We start from the raw sequence: 21272 nt of genomic DNA, 5'->3' as shown, positions 1-21272 counted from the left end.
AAGGCAGGCAAGGTATGAATTCCTTCGACACGGTTGACCAGAAAATCAGCGCGCCGCTGGGCGAGAGCGAGCCGGCGGGCACGAATTTCCTGTCGCGGCTGGGCCGCTGGTGGGGGCGCAAGGGCGAGGGCGAAAACAAGGCACCCGCCGCCGCCACGCCTGCCGATGGCGAGGCGCCGCTGCCGCCGCGCGCGGCGCGGCGCCAGCGCGAGCAGCTGCGGCTGTGCTTCGATGCGCGCCTGACCGATGGCGCCGCCAACGCCGCCGCGCACGCCTGGCAAGCCGAGTACGAAGCGGCCGGCGAGGCCGCGCGGCGGGGCATGCTGGCGGTGCTGGCCGAGGTGGCCAGCAGCAGCGGCAGCGACGAAGCTGCGGCGGACAGCGACAAAGGCGCGCGCAGTGCCCGCGCGCACACCGGACATTCCGGCCTGACCCAGGCGCTCTCCAACGCCCGCATCCGCTTCTTCAAGCGCCTGGCGGCGCTGCACGGCCAGCGCGGCAACAGCGCCTGCGGCCTGCACTTCCTGATCCAGCTGCGCGCCGACATGCTGCGCTGGCAGCGCCGCGTGCCCGGCTTGCGCGCGCTCGACGACGACCTCGAGGCGCTGTTCTCCAACTGGTTCGACGTGGGCCTGCTGGAGCTGCAGCCGATCACCTGGGACTCGCCCGCGTCGCTGCTGGAAAAGCTGATCCGCTACGAAGCCGTGCACGAGATCGCCTCGTGGACCGACCTGCGCAACCGGCTCGACTCGGACCGCCGCTGCTATGCGTTCTTCCACCCGCGCATCCCACGCGAGCCGCTGATCTTTGTCGAGGTGGCATTCGCGCCGGAGATGGCCGCCAATGTGCATACATTGCTCGACGAGGCCGCCCCGCTGGAAGACCTGCGCCGCGTCAAGTGGGCGATCTTCTACTCGATCAGCAATACCCAGGCGGGCCTGCGCGGCGTCAGCTTCGGCAACTTCCTGCTCAAGCGCGTGATCGAGGAGGTGCAGCGCGAATTCCCGAAAGTGAAGCAGTTTGCGACGCTGTCGCCGATCCCCGGATTTGCCGACTGGCTGCGCAAGCAAGACGGCGCGGCTGTGTCGCAAGTGCTCGGCGACAAGCGCGTGGCACGCTGGAGCGAGCGCCACGGCAACGCGCCGGCGGACGGCGCGGCATGGCTGGAGGCGCTGGCGCCCGATGCCGCCGACGCGGTGACCCGCGATACCGCCATGACCCTGGCCGCGCACTACCTGGTGCGCGAACGCAACCAGGCCATGCCGGCCGACCCCGTGGCGCGCTTCCACCTGGGCAACGGCGCCTGCGTCGAACGCCTGAACTGGGCTGCCGACCTGTCGCGCAAAGGCCGCAGCCAGAGCTGCGGCATGATGGTGAATTACCTTTACGTGCCCGAGGCGCTGGATGACAATCTGGCTCGCCTGGGCGCAGGCAACCCGCGCATCAGCCGTAGCGTCGGGAAGCTGCTGTGACCCTGGTCCGGTCACGGGGATCGCCCCCGCACAGGCGGCGCTTGGCGCGCCGTGTTTTCTTGTCGGGACTTAAGTAGCAAATCAAGCCGCAGCAGGTTCGCCGCGGCCATCGGATTGACTTTCCGCAGAAGAGAGAGGAGACACAAGATGAATCGTCGTCAGTTCAGCCTGGCCGCGTCCGCGCGGGCAGCCGGCATGGCTTTGGGTCTGGCAGGCATCAGTGCCGGCGCAATGCTTGCGGCACCCGCCGCACATGCGGACACCTGGCCGTCCAAGCCCGTCACCGTGATCGTGCCGTTCCCCGCCGGCGGCGGCACCGATGCCTTTGCGCGGCCGCTGACCGCGCAATTGTCCAAGCAGCTCGGCAAGCAGTTCGTGATCGACAACCGCGGCGGCGCCGGCGGCACGGTCGGCGCGAGCATCGCGGCCAAGGCCGCGCCGGATGGCTATACGGTGTTTATCGGCGGCGCCCACCACGCGATTGCGCCGTCGTTCTACAAGAAGCTGGACTACGACATCGAGAAGGATTTCATCCCCGTCACGGTGATCGCCCAGCCGCCGCAGGTGGTGGTGGTCAACCCCAACCGCGTCAAGGCCAACACGCTGCAGGAACTGATCGCCTACGCCAAGGCCAATCCCGGCAAGCTCAACTACGGCTCGGCCGGCAACGGCTCGGCCCACCACCTGGCCGGCGAGCTGTTCAAGATCCAGACCAAGACCTTCATCACGCATATCCCGTACAAGGGTGCCGGCCCGGCGCTGTCCGACCTGATCGCGGGCCAGGTCGACCTGATGTTCGACGGCCTGGGCTCGTCGGCGCAGCATATCCGCGCCGGCCGCATCAAGGCGCTGGCGGTGGCTTCGAACAAACGCTCGGCAGCCTTCCCCAATGTGCCGACCGCGGCCGAGGCCGGGGTGCCGAACTATGAGGTTTCGACCTGGTATGCGATGTGGGTGCCCAAGGGCACGCCCAAGGAAATCGTCGACCGCCTGTACGCCGAGACCGAGAAGGCACTGAACTCGCCTGAACTGAAGCAGGTCTGGCTCAACAACGGCTCCGAGACGCCGGCCTTCACCCAGGAGCAGTTCGCGCAATTCCAGCGCGCGGAGATCCGCCGCTGGGCGCAGGTGGTGCAGCAGTCCGGCGCCAAGATCGACTGAGCAAGATGAGCGGCACCGTCATCTTCGCCACCGCGGACAGCATCGCCACCGTCACGCTGTCGCACGCCGGCAAGCTCAACGCCATCTCCGCGCAGATGTGGCGCGAGCTGGCCGCGGGCTTTGCGCGCCTGTCGGCCGATACCGCGCTGCGCTGCGTGGTGGTGCGTGGCGCCGACGGCAATTTTGCCGCTGGCGCCGACATCGCCGAGTTTCCCGCCGAGCGCGGCGACGCAGCCGCGGTGCGGCACTACCATATGGCCACCATCGCGCCGGCGCTGGCGGCGATCGCGCAATGCCCGCTCCCGACCGTGGCGATGATCGAAGGCGTGTGCGTGGGCGGCGGGCTGGAGATCGCCTGTCATTGCGACCTGCGTATCGCCGCTTCGGACAGCCGCTTCGGCGTGCCGATCAACCGGCTGGGCTTCCCGATGGCGCCGGGCGAGCTGCAAGGCTTGCTGGCGCTGGCAGGCCGTGCGGCCACGCTGGAGATCCTGCTCGAAGGCCGCGTCTTCGACGCTGCCGAGGCACGCGACAAGGGCTTGCTCACGCGCGTGGTCGAGCCCGGTGCGCTGACGGCCGAGGTCGATGCCACCGTGCGCCGCATCACCGCCGGTGCGCCCACGGCGGCCCGCATCAACAAGGCCACCATCCTGCGCCTGGCGCCGCTGCCCGCACCGCTGTCGCCCGCCGAACTCGACGCTCACTTTGCCTATGCCGAGGGCGCCGACCACGCTGAAGGGGTGGCCGCCTTCCTCGCGCGCCGCCCGCCGCAATTCCGAGGAGCCTAGCGCGACCCGGTAAGATGCTGCCTTGCCGCGGTTGCCGCCCCCGGGCGGTGACCGCTTATCCCGTTTATCGCCCGATTTCCGCAGTCTTTCGTTCGATCCCCACCATGAACGCCAACCTGTTCGCCCTGTTCGAATCCCGCTTTCCCGCCGACCGCACCGCCTGCTGCATCGAGACGCATGACGGCCTGTACTACAGCTGGGACGACCTCGACCGCGCCACCGCCAAGCTGGCCAACCTGCTGGCCTCGCTGCACCTGCCTGAAGGCGCGCGCGTGGCGGTGCAGGTGGAGAAGTCGCCCGAGGCGCTGTTCCTGTACCTGGCCACCCTGCGCGCCGGCTATGTCTACCTGCCGCTGAACACCGCCTACCAGGAGGCCGAGATCGACTACTTCGTCGGCAACGCCGAGCCGTCGGTGGTGGTGTGCAGCGGCAAGAATTTCGGCTGGGTGTCCAAGGTGGCATTCCGCCATGGCGTCAACCACGTGTTCACGCTGGACGATGACCGCAGCGGCTCGCTGCTGGCGCGCGCCGCCGCCAAGTCCGACAACTTCACGACCGTCGAGCGCACGGACGACGACCTCGCCGCCATCCTCTACACCTCCGGCACCACCGGCCGCAGCAAGGGCGCGATGCTGACGCACCGCAACCTGGCATCCAATGCGCAGACGCTGCACGAATACTGGGGCTGGCGCAGCGACGACGTGCTGCTGCATATGCTGCCGATCTTCCATGTGCACGGCCTGTTCGTGGCTTCGCACGGCGCGTTGCTGGCCGGTGCCAAGATGATCTGGGCGCCCAGGCTCGACATGGCGCAAGTGCTGAAATTCCTGCCGCGCTCGACCGTGATGATGGGCGTGCCGACCTATTACGTGCGCATGCTGCAGGAGCCGCGCTTCGATGACGACACCTGCCGCCGCATGCGCCTGTTCGTGTCGGGCTCGGCGCCGCTGCTGCTGGAGACCTTCGACGCCTTCCGCGAGCGCACCGGCCATACCATCCTGGAGCGCTACGGCATGAGCGAGACCGTGATGCTGGTGTCCAACCCGTACGATCCGGCGCTGGGCGAGCGCATCGGCGGCACCGTCGGCATGCCGCTGCCGGGCGTGTCGGTGCGCGTGGTCGATGGCGAGGGCAAGGCGTGCGCGCCGGGCGTGATCGGCAACGTCGAGGTCAAGGGCCCGAACGTGTTCACGGGCTACTGGCGCATGCCGGAGAAAACGCGCGAAGAATTCACCGAAGACGGCTGGTTCAAGACCGGCGACGTGGGTCGCTTCGGCGGCGCCATCGTCAGCCAGTCAGGCGAGCGCCAGGTGCCGGACAACTACCTGACCATCGTCGGGCGCAGCAAGGACCTGATCATTTCGGGCGGCTACAACGTCTACCCGAAGGAGATCGAGAGCTTTATCGACGAGATGCCGGGCGTGGCCGAGAGCGCCGTGATCGGCGTGCCGCATGCGGATTTTGGCGAGGCGGTAGTGGCTGTGGTGGTGACGAAGCCGGGTGCGGAGTTCGATGAGTCGGCGCTGATCGGCACGCTCAAGAGCCGCATCGCCAACTTCAAGGTGCCCAAGCGCGTGCACGTGGTGGAGGAGCTGCCGCGCAATACGATGGGGAAGGTGCAGAAGAACGTGTTGCGGGAGCAGTTTGCGGTGCTGTGAGGGCCTTTGAGCGCTTGCCGGTGTTCTCCCTCTCCCGCAAGCGGGAGAGGGAGAACACCTTGCTTAGGCTAGTTGCTAGTTCGGGCGGCTTTGGAGCACCCAAAACCGCGCGCTTTTTCTGCGTTGGTGCCTTACTTCAACATCTGTACCGACCCATTCACCGACACCGTCACCTGCGTCTTCCCGCCCTCGACCGGTACCGGCGCCCCAGCGTCAGCCATCATCGCCTTGGCCGCCCCATACATCCGCGGCACCGGCGGCACCACGCCGGTCTCGTTCAGGTTCACTTCCCGGATGGTATAGCTGTTGTAGCCGAACAGCTTGGTGTTCGCCTGCGCCTTGTTGCGGAACGAAGCAATGGCCTGCTCGGCCAGCTTGGTCTCGGCCGCCTCGCGCGCTTCGCGCGACAGCGAGAAGGCGATGTTCTGCACCTGCATCTGGTTGGCCACTTCGCCGGCCAGCTTCGATACCGCGGCAAAGTCGCGCGACTTCAGGATGACCTCGGAACGCCCGCGCCAGGTGCTGATGCGGCCGTTGCGGTCGGTGCTCGGGTGGATGGTGAAGCCGCCTGATTCTGCGGTCACGCCTTGCACACGGCGCGCCTGCGCGATCACCGCCTGCGTGCGCGTCGACAGCGCCGATGAGATCGCGCCGGGCTCGGCGCCTTCCTGTTCCGCGGCCAGCGTCAGGTGGACGATATCCGTCGGTACTTCGGCGACGGCCTGCGCGTTCAGCGACAGCACGCCCGAGGGCGGTTCGGTGGGGCCGCCGTGCGCCGAGGCGACGATGGCGGTGGTACCCAGCAGGGTGGCGGCAAGCCACTGTTTCATCTTGATCTCCCGTTCAAACGTGATGGGTATCAGACGGAATCAGCCGGCGAAACGTTCCGCGACAATGCAAACGATTGTTACGACGATGGTTATGAAGACAGCGACTGCGGACGTTCAGAACGCCTGCCACGCCTTCCACAGCATGTACGACGCCAGGCACAGCAGCAGCACCGCAAAGACCTTGCGCAATTGGCCGACATCCATCCCGTGCGCGGTGCGTGCGCCCAGCGGCGCGGTCAGCACGCTGGCCCCTGCGATCACAACCAGCGCCGGCAGGTAGATATAGCCAAGCGAGCCCGCGGGCAGGCCGGGCATCTGCCAGCCGCTCCAGACGTAGCCGGCCACGCTGGCCGCGGCAATCGGGAAGCCCAGCGCGGCCGACGTGGCCACCGCGTTGTGGATGGGCACGTTGCACCAGGTCATGAACGGCACCGAGACAAAGGCGCCGCCCGCACCCACCAGGCTCGACAGGAAACCGATGAACCCGCCCGTGCCTGCCATTCCGGCGAATCCGGGCAATTGCCGGCCAGGGGTAGGGCGCCGGTTGCGCAGCATCTGCAGCGCCGAGAAGCCGACGAAGACGGCAAAGGCCAGCGACAGCCAGCTGGTCTTCAGCGCCGCGAAGACCTTGCCGCCGCCGATCATGCCGCCGACCACGATGCCCGGCGCCAATGCCAGCACTATCGGCCAGCGCACCGCGCCGCGCTGGTGATGCGCGCGCACGGACGACAGCGAAGTGAACAGGATCGTGCCCATCGAGGTGGCGATCGCCATATGGACGATGGCCTCGGCGGGAAATCCCAGCGACGTGAACAGCAGCGTCAGGAACGGCACCATCATCATGCCGCCGCCCACGCCGAGCAGGCCGGCGCAAAAGCCGGTGAAGGCGCCGAGTGCGAGCAGCGCGGGGATCAGGACCAGCAGGCTGTCGAACTGCATCAGCGCATCAGCTTGCCGGTGATAAAGCGCCATTCTGCCGGCGTCACCGGCGTGATCGACAACCGGTTGCCGCGCCGGAGCACCACCATGTCGGCCAGTTCCTCGTGCTCGCGCAGCTCCGCCAGCGAAATCAGCTTGCTCTTGCGCTCGAAGTGCACGTCGACCAGCAGCCAGCGCGGGGCGTCCGGCTTCGAGGCTGCATCATGGTAGGGACTCTTGGGGTCGAACTGGGTCGGGTCGGGGTAGGGGGTAGAGCAGACTTCCGCCAGCCCGGCGATGCCCGGCTCGGGACACGACGAGTGGTAGAACAGCACGCCGTCGCCGATCTGCATGGCGTCGCGCATGAAGTTGCGCGCCTGGTAGTTGCGCACGCCAGTCCACGGCAGCGTGCCTTCACGGGCCAGGTCGTCGATGCTGGCTTCGTCCGGTTCGGATTTCATCAGCCAGTACTGGCGGGCGCGTTTGTTCTGGTTCGGGCTCACGGCGCGGCTCAGGATGGAAGGCAGATCAAGGCACCGGGTGCGCAGGGTTGGCACGCGCTGCAGACAACAAAGAAAAAAGGCGATGGTTCAGAAAACCACCGCCTTTTTAAGGGGTCCCCGCCTCGGCCGCTGGGTCGGCATCCTGAACCCAAGTGAGGTTCAGAGTGGCTGCGGAAGTCGCATTTCGGGTACATCATCCACTCAGGGAGTCCAAGCCAGGCCCAGACTATGAGTGCGACGACGCGCTCGCCCACGCGACATAATCCCGCACCATGCAATGCATATCGGTTCAAGGAGTTTATGACCCTCACGAACCAGGCAGGGAAACTGTCAAACGTCTGACGCTCCAGCCGCATCGTCGTGCCCGGAAAACCGGGTCCGCGTGCGGGATGTCAGACGTTTGCCGTTTCTAACTAGGATGGGATGAAAACGGCGGCCGGGCGCGATAACCCAACCTGTCAGCTGCACATCTGTGGTGCCTCGTGCAGTCTGGCTACACTATACACCGCGTTGCAGGGCATACCAAGTCCACTCGTGCGTACCGTTACATTTTGCGCGACAGCGCGGCATCCTCTGCACATCCACCACATTTCGGCAGATCGGTGGTGCCGCGCACGGACGCCGTCAGCCACGTGTACCAGTACCCACGTGCGCGTACTGCCGCAGCGCCTCGTCGGCGCGCTCGTTCAGTTCGCGGATGCGTGCGCGGATCGCCTCCACGGGAATCGCGCCGTCGGCCTGCTGCTTGCGCTGCAGGGACAGCAGGTCAGAGGCGATGCTGATCGCGGCCATCACCGCGACTCGTTCCACGCCCTTGGCGGCGCTGCCGTTGCGCAGCTTGTTCATCTGCGTGTCGACCAGCGCCACCGCGTCGAGCAGTGCAGCCTCGTTCTCGGGGGCGATGGCAAAGCGGTACGGCTGGCCGGCGATATTGACTTCGACTTGCTTGTTGCTCATGCGTGTTCTCCGGGGGCCTTGTGCGGCTCCGCGCCCTCGCCCAGCAGGTCGAGCTGGCGCGTGTCGCTGGCGGTCGGCAGCTTGTCAAGGATGGACTGGATGCGCAGCTGCGCTTCCTCGATCTTGATATTGAGCAGCTCGCGGTCGGCAGCCATGGCCTCGCGCTCGCCGCGCAACTGCGCGGCTTCGCCCTCAAGCCGGGCGATCTCGTCGCGCAGCCGCTGGTTCTCCGCCGCCAGGGTGTCCGCATGGTGCAGCACGCGCCCGATCTTGGCGGCCAGTTGTTCGAGTTCGGTGAGCATAGGGCCTGTCATGATGGGAGTAGTGTCAGGTAACGCGATTCTAGCCGATGCGAAGCCTCGCACAATGCGAAGGGAAGCGTTTCTGACCCGGAAGCGGTGCGGAAGTTGCAGCCTTCTGCACCCAAAACCCCGCGAGAGTTGTGACAAAGCCCTACGAGAGGCCGCGTTGACGCGGGGTGCGAAACTCCCTACACTCGCGCACGTCTCAGGTGCTCGCCCTTTTCGTCCCTGGCGAAAGGGCAGTTCAACGGGAAACAGGGAGCCGGGCCGGCAGCGTGCCGGAAAGGCCAACCTGTGCTGCCCCCGCAACGGTAAGCGACCGCGTGCGCATCTGCCAGCCCGATCATTTCGGCCGCTGGCAATGCCGGGATCCGTTCCCGGCCCCATGCCGCGCAGGACCGGCCACATGCCACTGAACCTCAGGTTCGGGAAGGCGCCGGCCCCGTGTCGCCAGCCCGGATACCGGCCTGAACGCGGGCTGCCGCCCGTGCGCGGCACGCCTCATCGCCATATGGTCCGCGGGGGAACGGGCCCGGCCGTCCTATCCCAGTCCTGCATCATGCGTTCATCGCTTCACAGGTCGACCCGCCCGGCAGCCCCGGCGGTGCGTCCGTCCGTGCCCGCCATCCTGGCGGCCATCGCCTCGTTCACCCTGGTTCCGGCCACTTCGTTCGCGCAAGCGACCGACAGCGGTACCGCGCAGCTCGCGCCGGTGGTGGTCACTTCCACCCGTACCGCGCAAGCCATTACCGAGGCGCTGCCGCACACCACGGTGGTCACGCAGCAGGACATCCAGAACTCGCAGGCGCCCGACCTGCGCTCGCTGCTGCGCAACCAGGCCGGCGTCGAGTTCTCGACCAACGGCGGCATGGGCAGCAACACGACGCTGTTCATGCGCGGCGCCAACTCGAACCAGACGCTGATCCTGATCGATGGCGTGCGCGTGTCGTCCGCCAGCAGTGGTACCGCGCAGCTGGCCAATATCCTGCCCGACCAGATCGACCATATCGAAGTGGTGCGCGGCAACGTCTCGGCGCTGTATGGTTCGGATGCGATCGGCGGCGTGGTGCAGATCTTTACCAAGAGCGGCGCCGGGCAGGCACCGGCGGCCAATGCGGCGGTGGAGTACGGCAGCAACAATACGCGCCAGGGTACGGTCGGCTATGGCGGCCAGATCGGCGATACCTCGTTCAACCTGACCGGCTCGGCGTTCAAGACCGACGGCTTCTCGTCGATCAATACGCAGCAGGCGCCGCGCGCCAACCCCAACGACAATCCGTACGAGAACCAGAGCGTGTCGGGCCAGGTCAAGCACCGCTTCACGCCGAACTGGGATGCGGGCATTACCGGCTACTACTCGAAGAGCAAGGTGTCGTTCGACAGTGCCTTTGGTCGCCCGACCGACGACAACCGCACCAACAGCGAGCTGTACACGCTGTCGGCCTTCGTCAACGGTAAGGTGGGCGCGGACTGGACCACGCATTTCAAGCTGGCGCAGAGCGAGGACCGCAGCGACACCTTCCTCAACGGCAATCCCAACGGCACCTTCAATACCCGCAACCGCCAGTTCAACTGGCAGAACGAGTATGCGCTGGCCGCCAATCACACACTGCTGTTCGGCACCGACTACCTGCAGCAGGAGCTGGAAACGACCGCCTACGGCGCGCCCACGCGCAATGTATTCTCGGTGTTCGGCGGCTATGACGGGCGCTTCGGCAAGCACCAGTTGCAGCTCAACGCGCGCAACGACCACTACTCGGACTTCGGCAACCAGGGCAGCTTCTTCGCGGGCTACGGCTACAACCTGACCGATGCCTTCAAGCTGATCGCCAACGTCAGCAATGCCTTCCGCGCGCCGACCTTCAACGAGCTGTACTTCCCCAACTTCGGCCAGCCCAACCTGCAGCCCGAGCGCGCCAAGTCGGTCGAGGCGGGCGTGCAGTACAGCACCGCCAGCGCCGGCCTGCTGCGCGTGACCGCGTTCGAGACGCGCTACAACGACCTGATCGTGGCGGCGCTGCAACCCAGTGGCCTGTTCCTGGCGCAGAACGTCAACAAGGCCAAGGTGCAGGGCATCGAGGCTTCGTGGCGCGCCACCGTGTACGGCACCGACATCGGCGCCAGCGTGACCTTCCAGAACCCGGTGGACGAGCAGTCCGATACCCAGCTGCTGCGCCGCGCGCGCCGCCACGCCGCGCTGGATGTGGGCCGCAACTTCGGCAACTGGCGCTTTGGCGGCGAATGGCTGCTGTCGTCGGCGCGCATGGATGCGGGCTCGCGCCGGCTGGGCGGATACGGTATCGTCAACCTGAACGCCCGCTACAACATCGACAAGCAATGGTTCATTGGCGCCCGCGTCGAAAACCTGTTCGACAAGGACTACCAGCTCGCCTTCCCCTACAACACGCAGGGGCGCGCGGGCTTTATCATGCTGGGCTGGCGCCAGCGATGAGCGCACGGGCGCGCCATGTCTGAGCTGCGGCGCGCCCTGGCGGTCTGGCTGGCGCTCGCGCTGGCTGCGCTGTTCGTGTTTGCGGCCTCGCTGGCGCTGGGCAGCGTCTCGCTCGATGCGCGCGAGCTGTGGCTGGCGCTGAGCGGCGCGGACACTGGCACTGCCGGCGCGATCGTGCGCGAGCTGCGCCTGCCGCGCGCGGCCGCGGCGTTTGCCTGCGGGGGACTGCTGGCCTTGTCCGGCGCGTTGATGCAGGTACTGCTGCGCAATCCACTGGCCGAACCATACGTGCTGGGCGTATCGGGCGGCGCCTCCACCGCCGCATTGCTGGCCATGCTTTTGCTGGCGCCGTGGTGGGGCGTGCAGGCCTCCGCCGCCGTGGGGGCGCTGCTGTCGATGGTGCTGGTGGCGTCGCTGGCGCGGCGCGACCTGCTGCATCCGCAGGTGCAGGGCGGCCACCGCGAGGCCGGCGCCCGGCTGCTGCTGACCGGCGTGATCCTGGCCGCCGGCTGGGGAGCGATGATCACGCTGATCCTCGCAGTCGCGCCGGAATCGCGCCTGCGCGGCATGCTGTTCTGGCTGACCGGCGACCTCAGCGGCACCGCCAGCTACGGCGGCGCGCTTGCGATGCTGGTCGTGGCGCTGCTGCTGGCGATGCCGATGGCGCGCGCGCTCAACGTGATGCTGCTGGGCGAGACCGTGGCGCAGTCGCTGGGCGTGCGCGTCGGCCGCGTGCGGCTGGCGACCTTCATGCTGGCGTCGCTGTGCATTGCCGCGGCGATCACCACGGCCGGCTCGATCGGCTTTGTCGGGCTGGTGGTGCCGCACCTGGTGCGGCTCGCGTGGGGCAACGACCAGCGCCTGCTGCTGCCGGCCGCGGTGCTGCTGGGCGGTGCGCTGCTGATGGCCGCCGACCTGATCGCCCGTTCCGTGATCGCGCCGGCGCAGTTGCCGGTGGGCGTGATCACCGCGCTGCTGGGTGTGCCGACTTTCCTTTACCTGCTGCTGCGGAGGCCGCGATGACTTCGGGCGCGCCCTGGTCCCATCCGCTGACCGCGTGCCCGGCGCTCGCGCTGCGCGATGTGCGGCTGCGCACCGGCCAGCGCGTGCTGGTGGAGCGCCTGACGCTGAGCATCGGCCCCGGCCAGCTGTGGTGCATCGCCGGGCCCAACGGTGCCGGCAAATCCACGCTGATGACGGTGCTGGCCGGTCTGCGCCATGCCGATGGCGGCAGCGTCGAGATCGACGGCATCGCACCGACGCAGGTTGCGCCCGCGATACTGGCGCGCCAGCGCGCCTACCTGCCGCAGGCGGTACATGACACGTTTTCGATGTCGGTGCTCGATGCGGTACGCGTGGGCCGCCACCCGCACCTGTCGGGCTGGGGCTGGACCGGACGCGAGGACGAGCGCATCGTTCGCGACGTGATCCGCGCGATGGATATCGAAGCGCTGGCCGCGCGCGATGTGCTGACGCTGTCCGGGGGCGAGCGCCAGCGCGCCTCGCTGGCCGCGGCGCTGGCGCAGCAGGCGCCGCTGCTGCTGCTGGACGAACCGGTATCGCACCTGGACCTGCGCCACCAGATCGTGGTGCTGGAGCAGCTCGCCGCACTGGCCCACGCCGGGCGCCACGCCATCGTGGTGATCCTGCATGACCTGACACTGGCGCTGCGCTACGCCACCCACGCCCTGCTGATGGCCGAAGACGGCACCGCACTGCACGGCCCGGCCGCTGAAGTCCTGACCCCCGCGCGTTGCTCGCGCGCGCTGCGCACCCCCATCGTCAGCGTGACCGACGGCGTGCATACTGCACTGATTCCCGATGGCGCCGCGGCGCCACTTACCGATACGCAAGACCCCTCCCTATGACCGATTCCAGCAATCCCTCCACCGAAGACGCGGACCGCGACGCCCGCCACAAGGCGCGCATGGTGCGCAAGAAGGAAGTGGTCGACGCCAAGATCGCCGCCGCGCAGGACGAGCGCGGCGTGATCGTGATCACCACCGGCAACGGCAAGGGCAAGTCTAGCTCGGGCTTCGGCATGGTGGTGCGCGCGCTCGGCCATGGCATGCGCACCGGGGTGGTCCAGTTCATCAAGGGCGCGCAGCCTACCGGCGAAGAGATGTTCCTGCGCCGCTTTCCCGAGGAATGCGCCTTCCACGTGATGGGCGAGGGCTATACCTGGGAAACCCAGGACCGTTCCCGCGACGTGGCCAAGGCCGAAGCCGCCTGGGAAGTGGCGCGCGGCATGCTGCGCGATCCGGCGATCGGCCTGGTGCTGTTCGACGAACTCAACATCGCGCTCAAGTTGCACTATCTTGACGTGGAGCAGGTCATCGCCGACCTGCGCGCGCGCCCGCCGATGCAGCACGTGGTGATTACCGGCCGCGGCGCGCCGCCGGCGCTGGTGGAGGCGGCCGACACCGTCACCGACATGACGCCGGTCAAGCATGCCTTCCAGCAGGGCATCAAGGCCCAGCGCGGCGTGGAAATGTAGCCGCAACTTCAACACACAGAGCAAAGCTATGCAGTTTCCGGAAATCGCTCCCCTCGACGAGGCTTTGCGCCCCGCGTTGCAGGCTGCCATCGACGACAAGACCAAGCCGCTCGGCGCGCTGGGCCGGCTCGAGTCGCTGGCGCTGCAACTGGGCCTGATCCTCGGCACGCAACGCCCCGCGCTGCAGCGGCCCACGGTGATCGTGTTTGCCGCCGACCACGGCGTGGCCGATGCGGGCGTCAGCGCCTACCCGGCCGAAGTCACCGCACAGATGGTGCAGAACTTCCTGAGGGGCGGTGCGGCGATCAATGTGTTCTCGCGCCAGCATGGCATTGCGCTGGAGGTCGTTGATGCAGGCGTGCGCGTGCCGCTGCCGCCGGCGCCGGGGCTGGTCAACTGCCGCATTGCCGACGGCACGCGCAACTTCGCGGTCGAGCCCGCGATGACGGCTGAACAGGCCGCCGCCGCAATGACGGCCGGCATGGCGCGCGTGTTGCGCCATGCGCAGCAGGGCTGCAATGTGATCGGGTTTGGCGAGATGGGCATTGCCAATACCTCGGCAGCCGCCTGCCTGATGCAGCGACTCACCGGGCTGCCGCTTGACGACTGCATCGGCCGCGGCACGGGCCTCGACGATGCCGGCCTGGCGCGCAAGCGCGAAGTGCTGGAACGCGCGCTCGCCCTGCATGCCGGGGCAGAGGCGCCGCTCGAGGTGCTGGCCACCTTCGGTGGCTTCGAGATCGCGATGATGGCCGGTGCCTTCCTGGCCGCCGCCGCCAGCCGCATGGTGATCCTGGTCGACGGCTTTATCGCCTCGGCCGCGCTGCTGGTGGCGCAGCGCCTCGACCCCAACGTGCTGCAGTACTGCGTGTTCACGCACTGCTCGCACGAGCGCGGCCATCGCGCGCTGCTCGCGTATTTCGGCGCCGAGCCGCTGCTGGCGCTGGACCTGCGCCTGGGCGAGGGCACCGGGGCCGCGCTGGCATGGCCGCTGGTGGCGTCGGCGGTCGCTTTCCTGAACGAGATGGCGACCTTCAGCGGCGCCGGTGTCAGCACCGCCTCGTCATGAGCGTGCCGTCCGACCCGGTGCCGGCGCCAGGCGCCCCCACGGGGCTGGCAGGCGAGCTGCGCTTCTTCCTGACGGCGCTGGGCTACTTCACGCGCGTGCCGTTGCCCGGTTGGCTGGCGCGCTGGGTCGGATTCGAACCGCATTACCTGCACGCTGCCGCGCGTTATTTCCCGCTGGTCGGGCTGCTGGTCGGTGGCGTGGGCGCACTGGTCACCTGGGGCGCGATGCTGTGGTGGCCCATCGGGGTCGCCGTGCTGCTGGGCATGGCCGCCACGCTGCTGCTGACTGGCGCCTTCCATGAAGACGGCCTTGCCGACTGCATCGATGCCTTCGGCGGCGCCTGGCAGCGCGAGGATGTGCTGCGCATCATGCATGACTCGCGCATTGGCGCGTTCGGCGCGATCGCGCTTGTCGTGGCGCTGCTGCTCAAGTGGCAGCTGCTGGTGGCGATCGGCGCGCACGGCGGGCTGGCCGTGCTGCTGATGGTGATCGTGGCCGCGCATGCCGCCAGCCGCGCGATGGCGGTCAGCTATCTCGCCACGCTCACTTACGTGCGGCCCGAGGGCAAGGCCAAGCCGGTGGCACAGCGCCTGGCCGGCGCGGGACTGGTGTTCGCGCTGCTGTGCGGGCTGGCGCCGCTGTGGCTGCTGTCGCCGCTGTTCTGCGCCGCGGCCATTGCCGCGCTGCTGGTGCTGTGGTGGCTGCTCGGCCGCTATTTCGTGCGACGCATCGGCGGCTATACCGGCGACTGCCTGGGCATGGCACAGCAGTGCGCGGAAATCCTGCTCTACCTGGTGGCCGCGGCATGGATGTGGTCCTGATCCGCCACGCGCAGCCGGAGGTCCCCGCGGGCACTTGCTACGGCTGCCTCGACCTGCCGCTGGTGTCGCCGCTGACGCCCGCGGTGGCGCAGATCGTGGCAGGGCTGCCGGCGCCTGCGCGCATCGTCACCAGCCCGCTGGCGCGCGCGAGCGGGACCGCGCAGGCACTGGCGCAGACGGCCGGCGTGTCCGCCATCGACAGCGAGCCGCGGCTGCGCGAAATCGACTTCGGTACGTGGGAGGGCATTGCGTGGGATGCGATCGACCGCGACGCGCTCGACCAGTGGGCGGCGGACCTGCTGCATGGCCGCCCGCACGGGGGCGAATCGCCCGCGCAGGCGATGGCGCGTGTCGCCGGCTGGGCCGGATCGCTCGATGTGGACAGCATTGACTGCATCTGGGTGGTCAGCCATGCCGGCCCGATGCGCATGCTGGCCGCGCACTGGCTGGGCGTGCCGCTGGCGGTCACCGTCAACTGGGCGCTTGGCTTCGGCGCCAGTTGCCGCTTCCGGCTCGGCGCGGGCGGCGTGCGGCTGGACTGGTGGAACCGCGGCGCCTGATCAGCGTGCGGGGCGTCGTTTGCGGGCCGTGTCGAGGTCCTTGCAGATCTGCTCGGCACCTTGCACCACGCGCGGGCCGGCGCGGTTGACCAGGTCGCCGTCGATCACGAACAGGTTGTTGCGTGCCACCGCGGTGACCTGCTTCCAGCGCTGCCACATCTCGAAGTCCGGCAGCGGCTGGTCCGAGCGCGTGGCGCCCATGCCCGCGGTCAGCATCGCTTCAGGATTGCCCGCAATCACAGCTTCCACCGACACCGTCGGCACCAGCGGCGTCTCTGCCGCGAACAGGTTGCGCCCGCCGCAGAGCGCCAGCATGTCGCTGACCAGGTGCTGGCCGTTGAGCGTCATCAGCGGCTGCTGCCAGACCTGATAGAACACTGTCACCGGCGGCCGCGCCGCGTAGGTCTTGCGCAGCGTCTCCACCTGCTGGCGGAAGCTGTCGGCCGCGCGCCGCGCCGTTGTCTCGGTGCCCAGCAGCGTGCCGAGCTTCTCCAGGTTCTCCGGGATCGATGCCAGCTTGCGCGGCTCGCTGTAGAACAGCGGCAGCCCGAGCGAGCGCAGCCGGTCGGTCTGCTTCTGCGCATTGCCATGGCGCCAGATCACGATCAGGTCTGGCTTGAGCGCGGCGATGCGCTCCAGGTCCAGCGCCTTGTTGTCGCCCACGCGCTGGATCTCGCGCGCCTGCGGCGGATAGTCGCTGTAGCTGACCGTGCCGACGATGCGGTCGCCGCCGCCGGCGGCGAAGATCATTTCGGTCACGTGCGGCGCCAGCGAGATCACACGGCGCGCGGGCTGGGCCAGTGTCACGGTCTGGCCTGCATCGTCGACGACCGACACGGCGGCTTGCGCGGGCAGGGCAGCAGCCAGTGCGAGGACGATGGCGGACTTCGGGAGGTTCAGCATGGATGTAGGGGGGGCGTGGATCAGGCAGTGACGGCGGCCAGCGCTGCATCGAGACGCGACCAGGCTTCTGTCTGGTCGGGCGGCAGGCCGAGGCGCAGGCTCGGCGGGCAGCCGCCGGCGGCGTCGAACAGCCGGGTCCAGACACCGTGCTGTGCCAGGGCTTCATGCAGCCGTGCGGCATCGGCATGCGGCACCCAGCAGAACAGCGGGTGCATCACGGGCGCGAACCCGCGGCGCTCCAGCAGGGCGGTGAGCCGGGCGCCTGCCGCGCACAGCCGTGCGCGGGTCGCCTGCTGCCAGCTTCGGTCCGTCAAGGCATGGCGCGCGACCTCGCGCGCCGGGCCTGAGACGGTCCAGTGGCCCAGCCGCTCGCGCAGCGCTTCCAGCAGCGCCGGCTGCGCCAGCACGAAGCCGCAGCGGATTCCGGCGAGGCCATAGAACTTGCCGATCGAACGCAGCACCACCAGCCCGGCTGCGCCGCTGTGCGCGGCGACCGATGACGCAGGCAAGCAATCGATAAAGGCTTCGTCGACCACCAGCGTGCCGCCACGCGCCGCCAGCAAGGCATGCCAGCGCAGCAGCGTAGCGGGCGGCAGCAGCCGGGCGGTCGGGTTGTTCGGGTTCACCACGACGAGATGATCGAGTGCGTTGGCGAGGTTTTCCCGCGCGAAGTCCGCTTCATCCAGCGGCACCACCGAGTGTCCGGCCGCGGCAAAGGCGGGCGCATATTCGCTGTAGCCCAGCGCGGCGATGCCCACGCGGCCCGCGCGCAGCAAGCCCGGCAACGTGCGGATAGCAGCCTGCGAGCCGGCGACGGGCAACACCTGCGGCGCACCGCAAGCCTGCGCCGCCAGCTCGGCCAGTCCGTCATCATCTTGCGGTAGCCGTTGCCACACCTGCGCGGCCAGTGCCGGCACCGGATAGCCGTCGGGATTGATGCCGGTGGACAAGTCGAGCCAGTCGTCGGCAGGACGGCCGTAGCGGCGCACCGCGGCCAGCAGGTTGCCGCCATGGCGGATCGGGGCAAGGGCGGTGCTCACGTCGGCGTGGAAACGGCAAGAACGGCCAGCGCGCTGGCGCCTGCCAGCACGAGCCACAGCCACAAGGCGCGATCGACCAGCCGCAGGCAGGCCATCACATGCGCGGCCTGCGGCGCGGTGCCCGCGCCCAGCGGCGGACGTTGCTCAATTTCACCGTGATAGCGCGCCGGACCGCCGAGCTGAACGCCGACCGCGCCAGCGCCCGCGGCCATCACCGGGCCGGCATTGGGGCTGGACCACGCGGGTGCCTGCGTGCGCCAGCAGCGCAGCGCCTGCGCGGTGGCGCCGAGCAGTGCGTAGGACAGCGCGGTCAGCCGCGCGGGAATGAGGTTGAGCAGATCGTCGATGCGCGCCGCGGCCCAGCCGAAATACAGCAGCCGCGGCGTGCGGTAGCCCCACATCGCATCGAGCGTATTGGCCAGCCGGAACGCGATCACAGCGGGTGCGCCGCCAACCAGGAACCAGAACAGCGCGCCGAAGATCGCGTCGTTGCCGTTCTCCAGCGCCGATTCGCAGGCGGCGCGCGCCAGCGCTTCGGCATCGGCATCGGCGGTGTCGCGCGAGACGATGCGCGCGGTCAGCTTACGTGCGGTCGGCAGGTCGGAGGCGGTGAGTGCGGCGGCGATGGGGGCGATATGCTGGTGCAGGCTGCGCGCGCCGAGCGCGGCATACAGTGCCAGCGCATGCAGCGCCAGCGCGGCAAGCGGATGCCAGCGCGCGGCAGCTTCGACCAGCCCCCACGCCAGCGCGGCTGGCACCAGCACCAGCGCGCACCAGCCGGCAACGCCGGCCAGGCGCTGCCGCCACGGCGCGCCGCGATGCGCAGGATCATTGATGTGTCGTTCGAGTGCGCTGGCGATGCGGCCAAATCCCACCAGCGGATGCCAGCGGCGCGGCTCGCCCAGCCAGCGGTCCAGCAGCACGCCTGCCAGTGCAGCGGCAACGCAGGCCGGCCAGGCCTGCATCAGCATGCGGGATCGGCGCCCTTGACCGCAACCGGGATGCCCGCCACCAGCAGCCGCACGCGGTCGGCGGCAGCGGCCAGCTTCTGGTTCAGGCGGCCCAGTTCATCGACATAGAAGCGGGTGATCGCGCCCATCGGGATCACGCCGAAACCGATCTCGTTGGAGACCAGGATTACGTGGCCGGGCAACGTGGGCAGCGCGGTGAGCAGCGCTTCGATTTCCTCGGTGAAGGGATCGGGCGGCGTGATCACGCCGTGCTCGGGATAGCTGCGGCCGTCGGGGAAGAGCAGGTTGTTCATCCACAGCGTCATGCAATCCACCAGGATGCAGCCGTCGTGGCGCGCGTTGGCATAGAGCGCGTCAGCCAGGTGCACCGGCTCTTCCACCAGGCGCCAGTCGGCGGGGCGGCGCGCGCGGTGCAGCGCGATGCGGACTTCGAGTTCCTGGTCGGCGTGCGCCGGGTCTTGTCGCGCGGTGGCGACGTAAGTGACCGGGCCACCGATGACGGTGGCGTGGTCGGTGGCGAGCTGTTCGGCGTAGTGGCTCTTGCCGGAACGCGCGCCGCCCAGCACCAGCGTGAGCTGGCGCGCGCCGTTCCCGCTGGTGGCGGCTCGCGGCTGGGTAGCGGCGGCCGTGCCGGGCGCGGAGGCGGGTGCGATGGCCGGGGTTTCCATCCGCGTATTGTAGCCGCCGCATCCGACCCTCGCATCCTGCTCTTGCAAGGCCCCGGTGCGATAATCCGCCGATGCAATCCGATTCCCCGCAAACGATACTGCCGGGTGCCCTGTGCGGCACGCTGATGATCCAGGGCACGACCTCCGATGCCGGCAAGAGCACCGTGGTGGCCGGCCTGTGCCGCGTGCTGGCCCGCGCCGGCACGCGCGTGGTGCCGTTCAAGCCGCAGAACATGGCGCTGAACAGCGCGGTCACCGCCGACGGCGGCGAGATCGGCCGCGCACAGGCGCTGCAGGCGCAGGCTGCGGGTCTCGCGCCGCATACCGACATGAATCCGGTGCTGCTCAAGCCCAGCAGCGACACCGGCGCCCAGGTGATCATCCACGGTCGCGCGCGGCTGGACCTGGACGCGCGCGCCTACCACGCCTACAAGCCCGAGGCGATGAAGGCTGTGCTGGCCTCGCACGCGCGCCTGGAACAGGCGTATGACGTGGTGCTGGTGGAAGGCGCGGGCAGCCCGGCCGAGATCAACCTGCGCGAGCGCGATATCGCCAACATGGGCTTTGCCGAGCGCGTCGACTGCCCGGTGGTGCTGGTGGCCGACATCGATCGTGGCGGCGTGTTCGCGCACCTGCTCGGCACGCTCGACTGCCTGTCCGAGAGCGAACGCGCACGCGTCACCGGCTTCATCATCAACCGCTTCCGTGGCGATATCAGCTTGCTGGAGCCCGGGCTCGACTGGCTCACCGCGCGCACCGGCAAGCCGGTGTTCGGCGTGCTGCCTTACCTGCACGGCCTGCACCTGGATGCCGAGGACGCGATCATCGGCACGCAATCAGACAAGGCCGGCACGCCGGCGCAACGGCTGCGCGTGATCGTGCCGGTCATGCCGCGCATCGCCAACCATACCGACTTCGACGCGCTGCGCGCGCATCCGCAGGTCGACCTGCAGTTCGTCGGGCCCGGCATGCCCATCCCGCCGGCCGACCTGGTGGTGCTGGCCGGCAGCAAGAGCGTGCGCGCCGACCTGGCGTTCCTGCGCGATAACGACTGGGAGCCGGCGCTGCGCCGCCACCTGCGCTATGGCGGCAAGCTTATCGGCATCTGCGGTGGCATGCAGATGCTGGGCCGGCAGGTGCATGATCCCGATGGCCGCGAAGGGCCGGCCGGCAGCAGCCCGGGCCTGGCCTTGCTGGACTACGAGACCACGCTGGCCGCGGAGAAGCAGTTGCGCCAGGTCGGTGGCAGGCTGGCGCTGGACGATGCCGACGCGCCGGTGCGCGGCTACGAGATCCACCTTGGCGTCACCACCGGCGCGGGACTCGAACAACCCGCCCTGTGGCTCGACCGCGGCGACGGCACGGTGCGGCCCGACGGCGCGCGCTCCGACGACGGACAGGTCCTGGCCACCTATGTCCACGGCCTGTTCGACGACCCTGCCGGCTGCCAGGCGCTGCTGCGCTGGGCGGGGTTGGACGGTGCCCAGGCGGTGGACCTCGATGCACTGCGCGAGGCCTCGATCGAGCGGCTGGCCGACACCATGGCCGCGCACCTTGATCTCGGAGCGATGCTGGCGCCGCTGCGGCGCTGAAGCAATCTCACGGCCCACGGGGCAGGGCCCCTGTTAGAATCGCGAATCCTTCGCATTTGCATTCTGCGCGGGATATGGCTGCTACGCCATATCCCGCGCTTTGCAGCGCC

21 protein-coding genes, 1 other RNA gene and 1 riboswitch are annotated in these 21272 nt (G+C 68.7%); of the genes, 12 read left to right on the top strand and 10 right to left on the bottom strand.

What is annotated here, in order from left to right:
• Positions 1-14 precede the first annotated feature (14 nt).
• The 4 genes from AC10V3_RS16675 to AC10V3_RS16660 all read left to right on the top strand — a co-directional run bounded on the left by AC10V3_RS16675 (position 15) and on the right by AC10V3_RS16660 (position 5079).
• Positions 15-1472, top strand: a complete 1458-nt coding sequence (locus tag AC10V3_RS16675) for a malonyl-CoA decarboxylase domain-containing protein (protein WP_454752382.1) — start codon at positions 15-17, stop codon at positions 1470-1472.
• Between the two features lie 147 nt (positions 1473-1619).
• Entirely contained in the window at positions 1620-2633 is a 1014-nt protein-coding gene (locus AC10V3_RS16670) for a Bug family tripartite tricarboxylate transporter substrate binding protein (RefSeq protein ID WP_022536394.1), read from the top strand.
• Between the two features lie 5 nt (positions 2634-2638).
• Complete coding sequence (locus tag AC10V3_RS16665) at positions 2639-3421, top strand: enoyl-CoA hydratase/isomerase family protein (RefSeq protein WP_022536393.1); 783 nt, start codon at positions 2639-2641, stop codon at positions 3419-3421.
• 104 nt (positions 3422-3525) lie between these two features.
• On the top strand, positions 3526-5079 hold the full coding sequence (locus AC10V3_RS16660; protein WP_349606251.1) for a malonate--CoA ligase: 1554 nt from the start codon (positions 3526-3528) through the stop codon (positions 5077-5079).
• Between the two features lie 131 nt (positions 5080-5210).
• On the opposite strand, the gene AC10V3_RS16655 is transcribed toward AC10V3_RS16660, so the two are convergent.
• The 6 genes from AC10V3_RS16655 to AC10V3_RS16630 all read right to left on the bottom strand — a co-directional run bounded on the left by AC10V3_RS16655 (position 5211) and on the right by AC10V3_RS16630 (position 8589).
• Complete coding sequence (locus AC10V3_RS16655) at positions 5211-5909, bottom strand: SIMPL domain-containing protein (protein WP_022536391.1); 699 nt, start codon at positions 5907-5909, stop codon at positions 5211-5213.
• Between the two features lie 114 nt (positions 5910-6023).
• Positions 6024-6848 (bottom strand): sulfite exporter TauE/SafE family protein, encoded by an 825-nt coding sequence (locus tag AC10V3_RS16650; protein ID WP_022536390.1) that lies wholly within the window; start codon positions 6846-6848, stop codon positions 6024-6026.
• Positions 6848-7330, bottom strand: coding sequence for an EVE domain-containing protein (locus AC10V3_RS16645; RefSeq protein ID WP_454752379.1), 483 nt, complete (start codon positions 7328-7330; stop codon positions 6848-6850). The genes AC10V3_RS16650 and AC10V3_RS16645 overlap by 1 nt, the downstream gene beginning before the upstream one ends.
• A 110-nt stretch (positions 7331-7440) precedes the next feature.
• Positions 7441-7658, bottom strand: a non-coding RNA gene (gene ssrS / locus AC10V3_RS16640) — 6S RNA.
• A gap of 296 nt (positions 7659-7954) precedes the next feature.
• The gene (locus AC10V3_RS16635) at positions 7955-8287 is read right to left on the bottom strand and encodes a cell division protein ZapA (protein WP_022536388.1); all 333 of its coding nucleotides are present in this window, start codon (positions 8285-8287) and stop codon (positions 7955-7957) included.
• Positions 8284-8589 (bottom strand): hypothetical protein, encoded by a 306-nt coding sequence (locus AC10V3_RS16630; protein WP_041681139.1) that lies wholly within the window; start codon positions 8587-8589, stop codon positions 8284-8286. Before AC10V3_RS16630 ends, AC10V3_RS16635 begins: the two co-directional genes overlap by 4 nt.
• A gap of 190 nt (positions 8590-8779) precedes the next feature.
• Positions 8780-9074: riboswitch (cobalamin riboswitch) on the top strand.
• Positions 9075-9148: 74 nt separating this feature from the next.
• On the opposite strand from AC10V3_RS16630, the gene AC10V3_RS16625 reads away from it, so the two are divergent.
• From AC10V3_RS16625 to AC10V3_RS16595, 7 genes are read left to right on the top strand one after another with little or no spacing between them, the layout of a single operon-like run.
• The gene (locus tag AC10V3_RS16625; RefSeq protein ID WP_490922612.1) at positions 9149-11041 is read left to right on the top strand and encodes a TonB-dependent receptor plug domain-containing protein; all 1893 of its coding nucleotides are present in this window, start codon (positions 9149-9151) and stop codon (positions 11039-11041) included.
• A 15-nt stretch (positions 11042-11056) separates the two neighbouring features.
• Positions 11057-12064: a FecCD family ABC transporter permease gene (locus AC10V3_RS16620; protein ID WP_022536385.1), complete on the top strand. Its 1008-nt coding sequence runs from the start codon at positions 11057-11059 to the stop codon at positions 12062-12064.
• Positions 12061-12909: an ABC transporter ATP-binding protein gene (locus tag AC10V3_RS16615; RefSeq protein WP_454752377.1), complete on the top strand. Its 849-nt coding sequence runs from the start codon at positions 12061-12063 to the stop codon at positions 12907-12909. Before AC10V3_RS16620 ends, AC10V3_RS16615 begins: the two co-directional genes overlap by 4 nt.
• Positions 12906-13538, top strand: a complete 633-nt coding sequence (cobO, locus tag AC10V3_RS16610) for a cob(I)yrinic acid a,c-diamide adenosyltransferase (protein ID WP_454752376.1) — start codon at positions 12906-12908, stop codon at positions 13536-13538. The genes AC10V3_RS16615 and cobO overlap by 4 nt, the downstream gene beginning before the upstream one ends.
• Before the next feature lie 28 nt (positions 13539-13566).
• Positions 13567-14607, top strand: coding sequence for a nicotinate-nucleotide--dimethylbenzimidazole phosphoribosyltransferase (gene cobT, locus AC10V3_RS16605; protein ID WP_490922611.1), 1041 nt, complete (start codon positions 13567-13569; stop codon positions 14605-14607).
• The gene (locus tag AC10V3_RS16600; RefSeq protein WP_490922609.1) at positions 14604-15428 is read left to right on the top strand and encodes an adenosylcobinamide-GDP ribazoletransferase; all 825 of its coding nucleotides are present in this window, start codon (positions 14604-14606) and stop codon (positions 15426-15428) included. Before cobT ends, AC10V3_RS16600 begins: the two co-directional genes overlap by 4 nt.
• On the top strand, positions 15413-15988 hold the full coding sequence (locus AC10V3_RS16595; RefSeq protein WP_490922608.1) for a histidine phosphatase family protein: 576 nt from the start codon (positions 15413-15415) through the stop codon (positions 15986-15988). Before AC10V3_RS16600 ends, AC10V3_RS16595 begins: the two co-directional genes overlap by 16 nt.
• Here the strand turns inward: AC10V3_RS16595 and AC10V3_RS16590 are convergent, their stop codons facing one another.
• Genes AC10V3_RS16590 through cobU form a run of 4 tightly spaced genes read right to left on the bottom strand, consistent with a single transcriptional unit; the run spans position 15989 to position 19570 of the window.
• Complete coding sequence (locus tag AC10V3_RS16590) at positions 15989-16891, bottom strand: cobalamin-binding protein (RefSeq protein ID WP_022536379.1); 903 nt, start codon at positions 16889-16891, stop codon at positions 15989-15991.
• A gap of 20 nt (positions 16892-16911) precedes the next feature.
• On the bottom strand, positions 16912-17931 hold the full coding sequence (gene cobD / locus AC10V3_RS16585; RefSeq protein WP_490922607.1) for a threonine-phosphate decarboxylase CobD: 1020 nt from the start codon (positions 17929-17931) through the stop codon (positions 16912-16914).
• Positions 17928-18902: an adenosylcobinamide-phosphate synthase CbiB gene (cbiB, locus tag AC10V3_RS16580; RefSeq protein WP_454752374.1), complete on the bottom strand. Its 975-nt coding sequence runs from the start codon at positions 18900-18902 to the stop codon at positions 17928-17930. Before cbiB ends, cobD begins: the two co-directional genes overlap by 4 nt.
• Positions 18896-19570, bottom strand: coding sequence for a bifunctional adenosylcobinamide kinase/adenosylcobinamide-phosphate guanylyltransferase (cobU, locus tag AC10V3_RS16575; protein WP_022536376.1), 675 nt, complete (start codon positions 19568-19570; stop codon positions 18896-18898). Before cobU ends, cbiB begins: the two co-directional genes overlap by 7 nt.
• A 71-nt stretch (positions 19571-19641) precedes the next feature.
• Between cobU and AC10V3_RS16570 the strand changes: the two genes are divergently transcribed.
• The gene (locus tag AC10V3_RS16570; RefSeq protein ID WP_349606239.1) at positions 19642-21162 is read left to right on the top strand and encodes a cobyric acid synthase; all 1521 of its coding nucleotides are present in this window, start codon (positions 19642-19644) and stop codon (positions 21160-21162) included.
• Positions 21163-21272 lie beyond the last annotated feature (110 nt).

The organism is Cupriavidus sp. PB-02, from assembly GCF_058252315.1.
Note: the sequence above shows the minus strand (reverse complement) of the source record. Positions and strands in the feature narration are given on the sequence as shown.

Excerpts from the sequence above, each read along its gene's own strand:
- cobT (WP_490922611.1), top strand. The coding sequence starts at position 13,567 with ATGCAGTTTCCGGAAATCGCTCCCCTCGACGAGGCTTTGCGCCCCGCG.
- AC10V3_RS16670 (WP_022536394.1), top strand. The coding sequence starts at position 1,620 with ATGAATCGTCGTCAGTTCAGCCTGGCCGCGTCCGCGCGGGCAGCCGGC.
- AC10V3_RS16635 (WP_022536388.1), bottom strand. The coding sequence starts at position 8,287 with ATGAGCAACAAGCAAGTCGAAGTCAATATCGCCGGCCAGCCGTACCGC.
- AC10V3_RS16600 (WP_490922609.1), top strand. The coding sequence starts at position 14,604 with ATGAGCGTGCCGTCCGACCCGGTGCCGGCGCCAGGCGCCCCCACGGGG.
- AC10V3_RS16625 (WP_490922612.1), top strand. The coding sequence starts at position 9,149 with ATGCGTTCATCGCTTCACAGGTCGACCCGCCCGGCAGCCCCGGCGGTG.
- cobU (WP_022536376.1), bottom strand. The coding sequence starts at position 19,570 with ATGGAAACCCCGGCCATCGCACCCGCCTCCGCGCCCGGCACGGCCGCC.
- AC10V3_RS16620 (WP_022536385.1), top strand. The coding sequence starts at position 11,057 with ATGTCTGAGCTGCGGCGCGCCCTGGCGGTCTGGCTGGCGCTCGCGCTG.
- AC10V3_RS16660 (WP_349606251.1), top strand. The coding sequence starts at position 3,526 with ATGAACGCCAACCTGTTCGCCCTGTTCGAATCCCGCTTTCCCGCCGAC.
- AC10V3_RS16665 (WP_022536393.1), top strand. The coding sequence starts at position 2,639 with ATGAGCGGCACCGTCATCTTCGCCACCGCGGACAGCATCGCCACCGTC.
- AC10V3_RS16595 (WP_490922608.1), top strand. The coding sequence starts at position 15,413 with ATGGATGTGGTCCTGATCCGCCACGCGCAGCCGGAGGTCCCCGCGGGC.
- AC10V3_RS16630 (WP_041681139.1), bottom strand. The coding sequence starts at position 8,589 with ATGCTCACCGAACTCGAACAACTGGCCGCCAAGATCGGGCGCGTGCTG.
- cbiB (WP_454752374.1), bottom strand. The coding sequence starts at position 18,902 with ATGCTGATGCAGGCCTGGCCGGCCTGCGTTGCCGCTGCACTGGCAGGC.
- cobO (WP_454752376.1), top strand. The coding sequence starts at position 12,906 with ATGACCGATTCCAGCAATCCCTCCACCGAAGACGCGGACCGCGACGCC.
- AC10V3_RS16675 (WP_454752382.1), top strand. The coding sequence starts at position 15 with ATGAATTCCTTCGACACGGTTGACCAGAAAATCAGCGCGCCGCTGGGC.
- AC10V3_RS16590 (WP_022536379.1), bottom strand. The coding sequence starts at position 16,891 with ATGCTGAACCTCCCGAAGTCCGCCATCGTCCTCGCACTGGCTGCTGCC.
- AC10V3_RS16650 (WP_022536390.1), bottom strand. The coding sequence starts at position 6,848 with ATGCAGTTCGACAGCCTGCTGGTCCTGATCCCCGCGCTGCTCGCACTC.
- AC10V3_RS16570 (WP_349606239.1), top strand. The coding sequence starts at position 19,642 with ATGCAATCCGATTCCCCGCAAACGATACTGCCGGGTGCCCTGTGCGGC.
- AC10V3_RS16615 (WP_454752377.1), top strand. The coding sequence starts at position 12,061 with ATGACTTCGGGCGCGCCCTGGTCCCATCCGCTGACCGCGTGCCCGGCG.
- AC10V3_RS16655 (WP_022536391.1), bottom strand. The coding sequence starts at position 5,909 with ATGAAACAGTGGCTTGCCGCCACCCTGCTGGGTACCACCGCCATCGTC.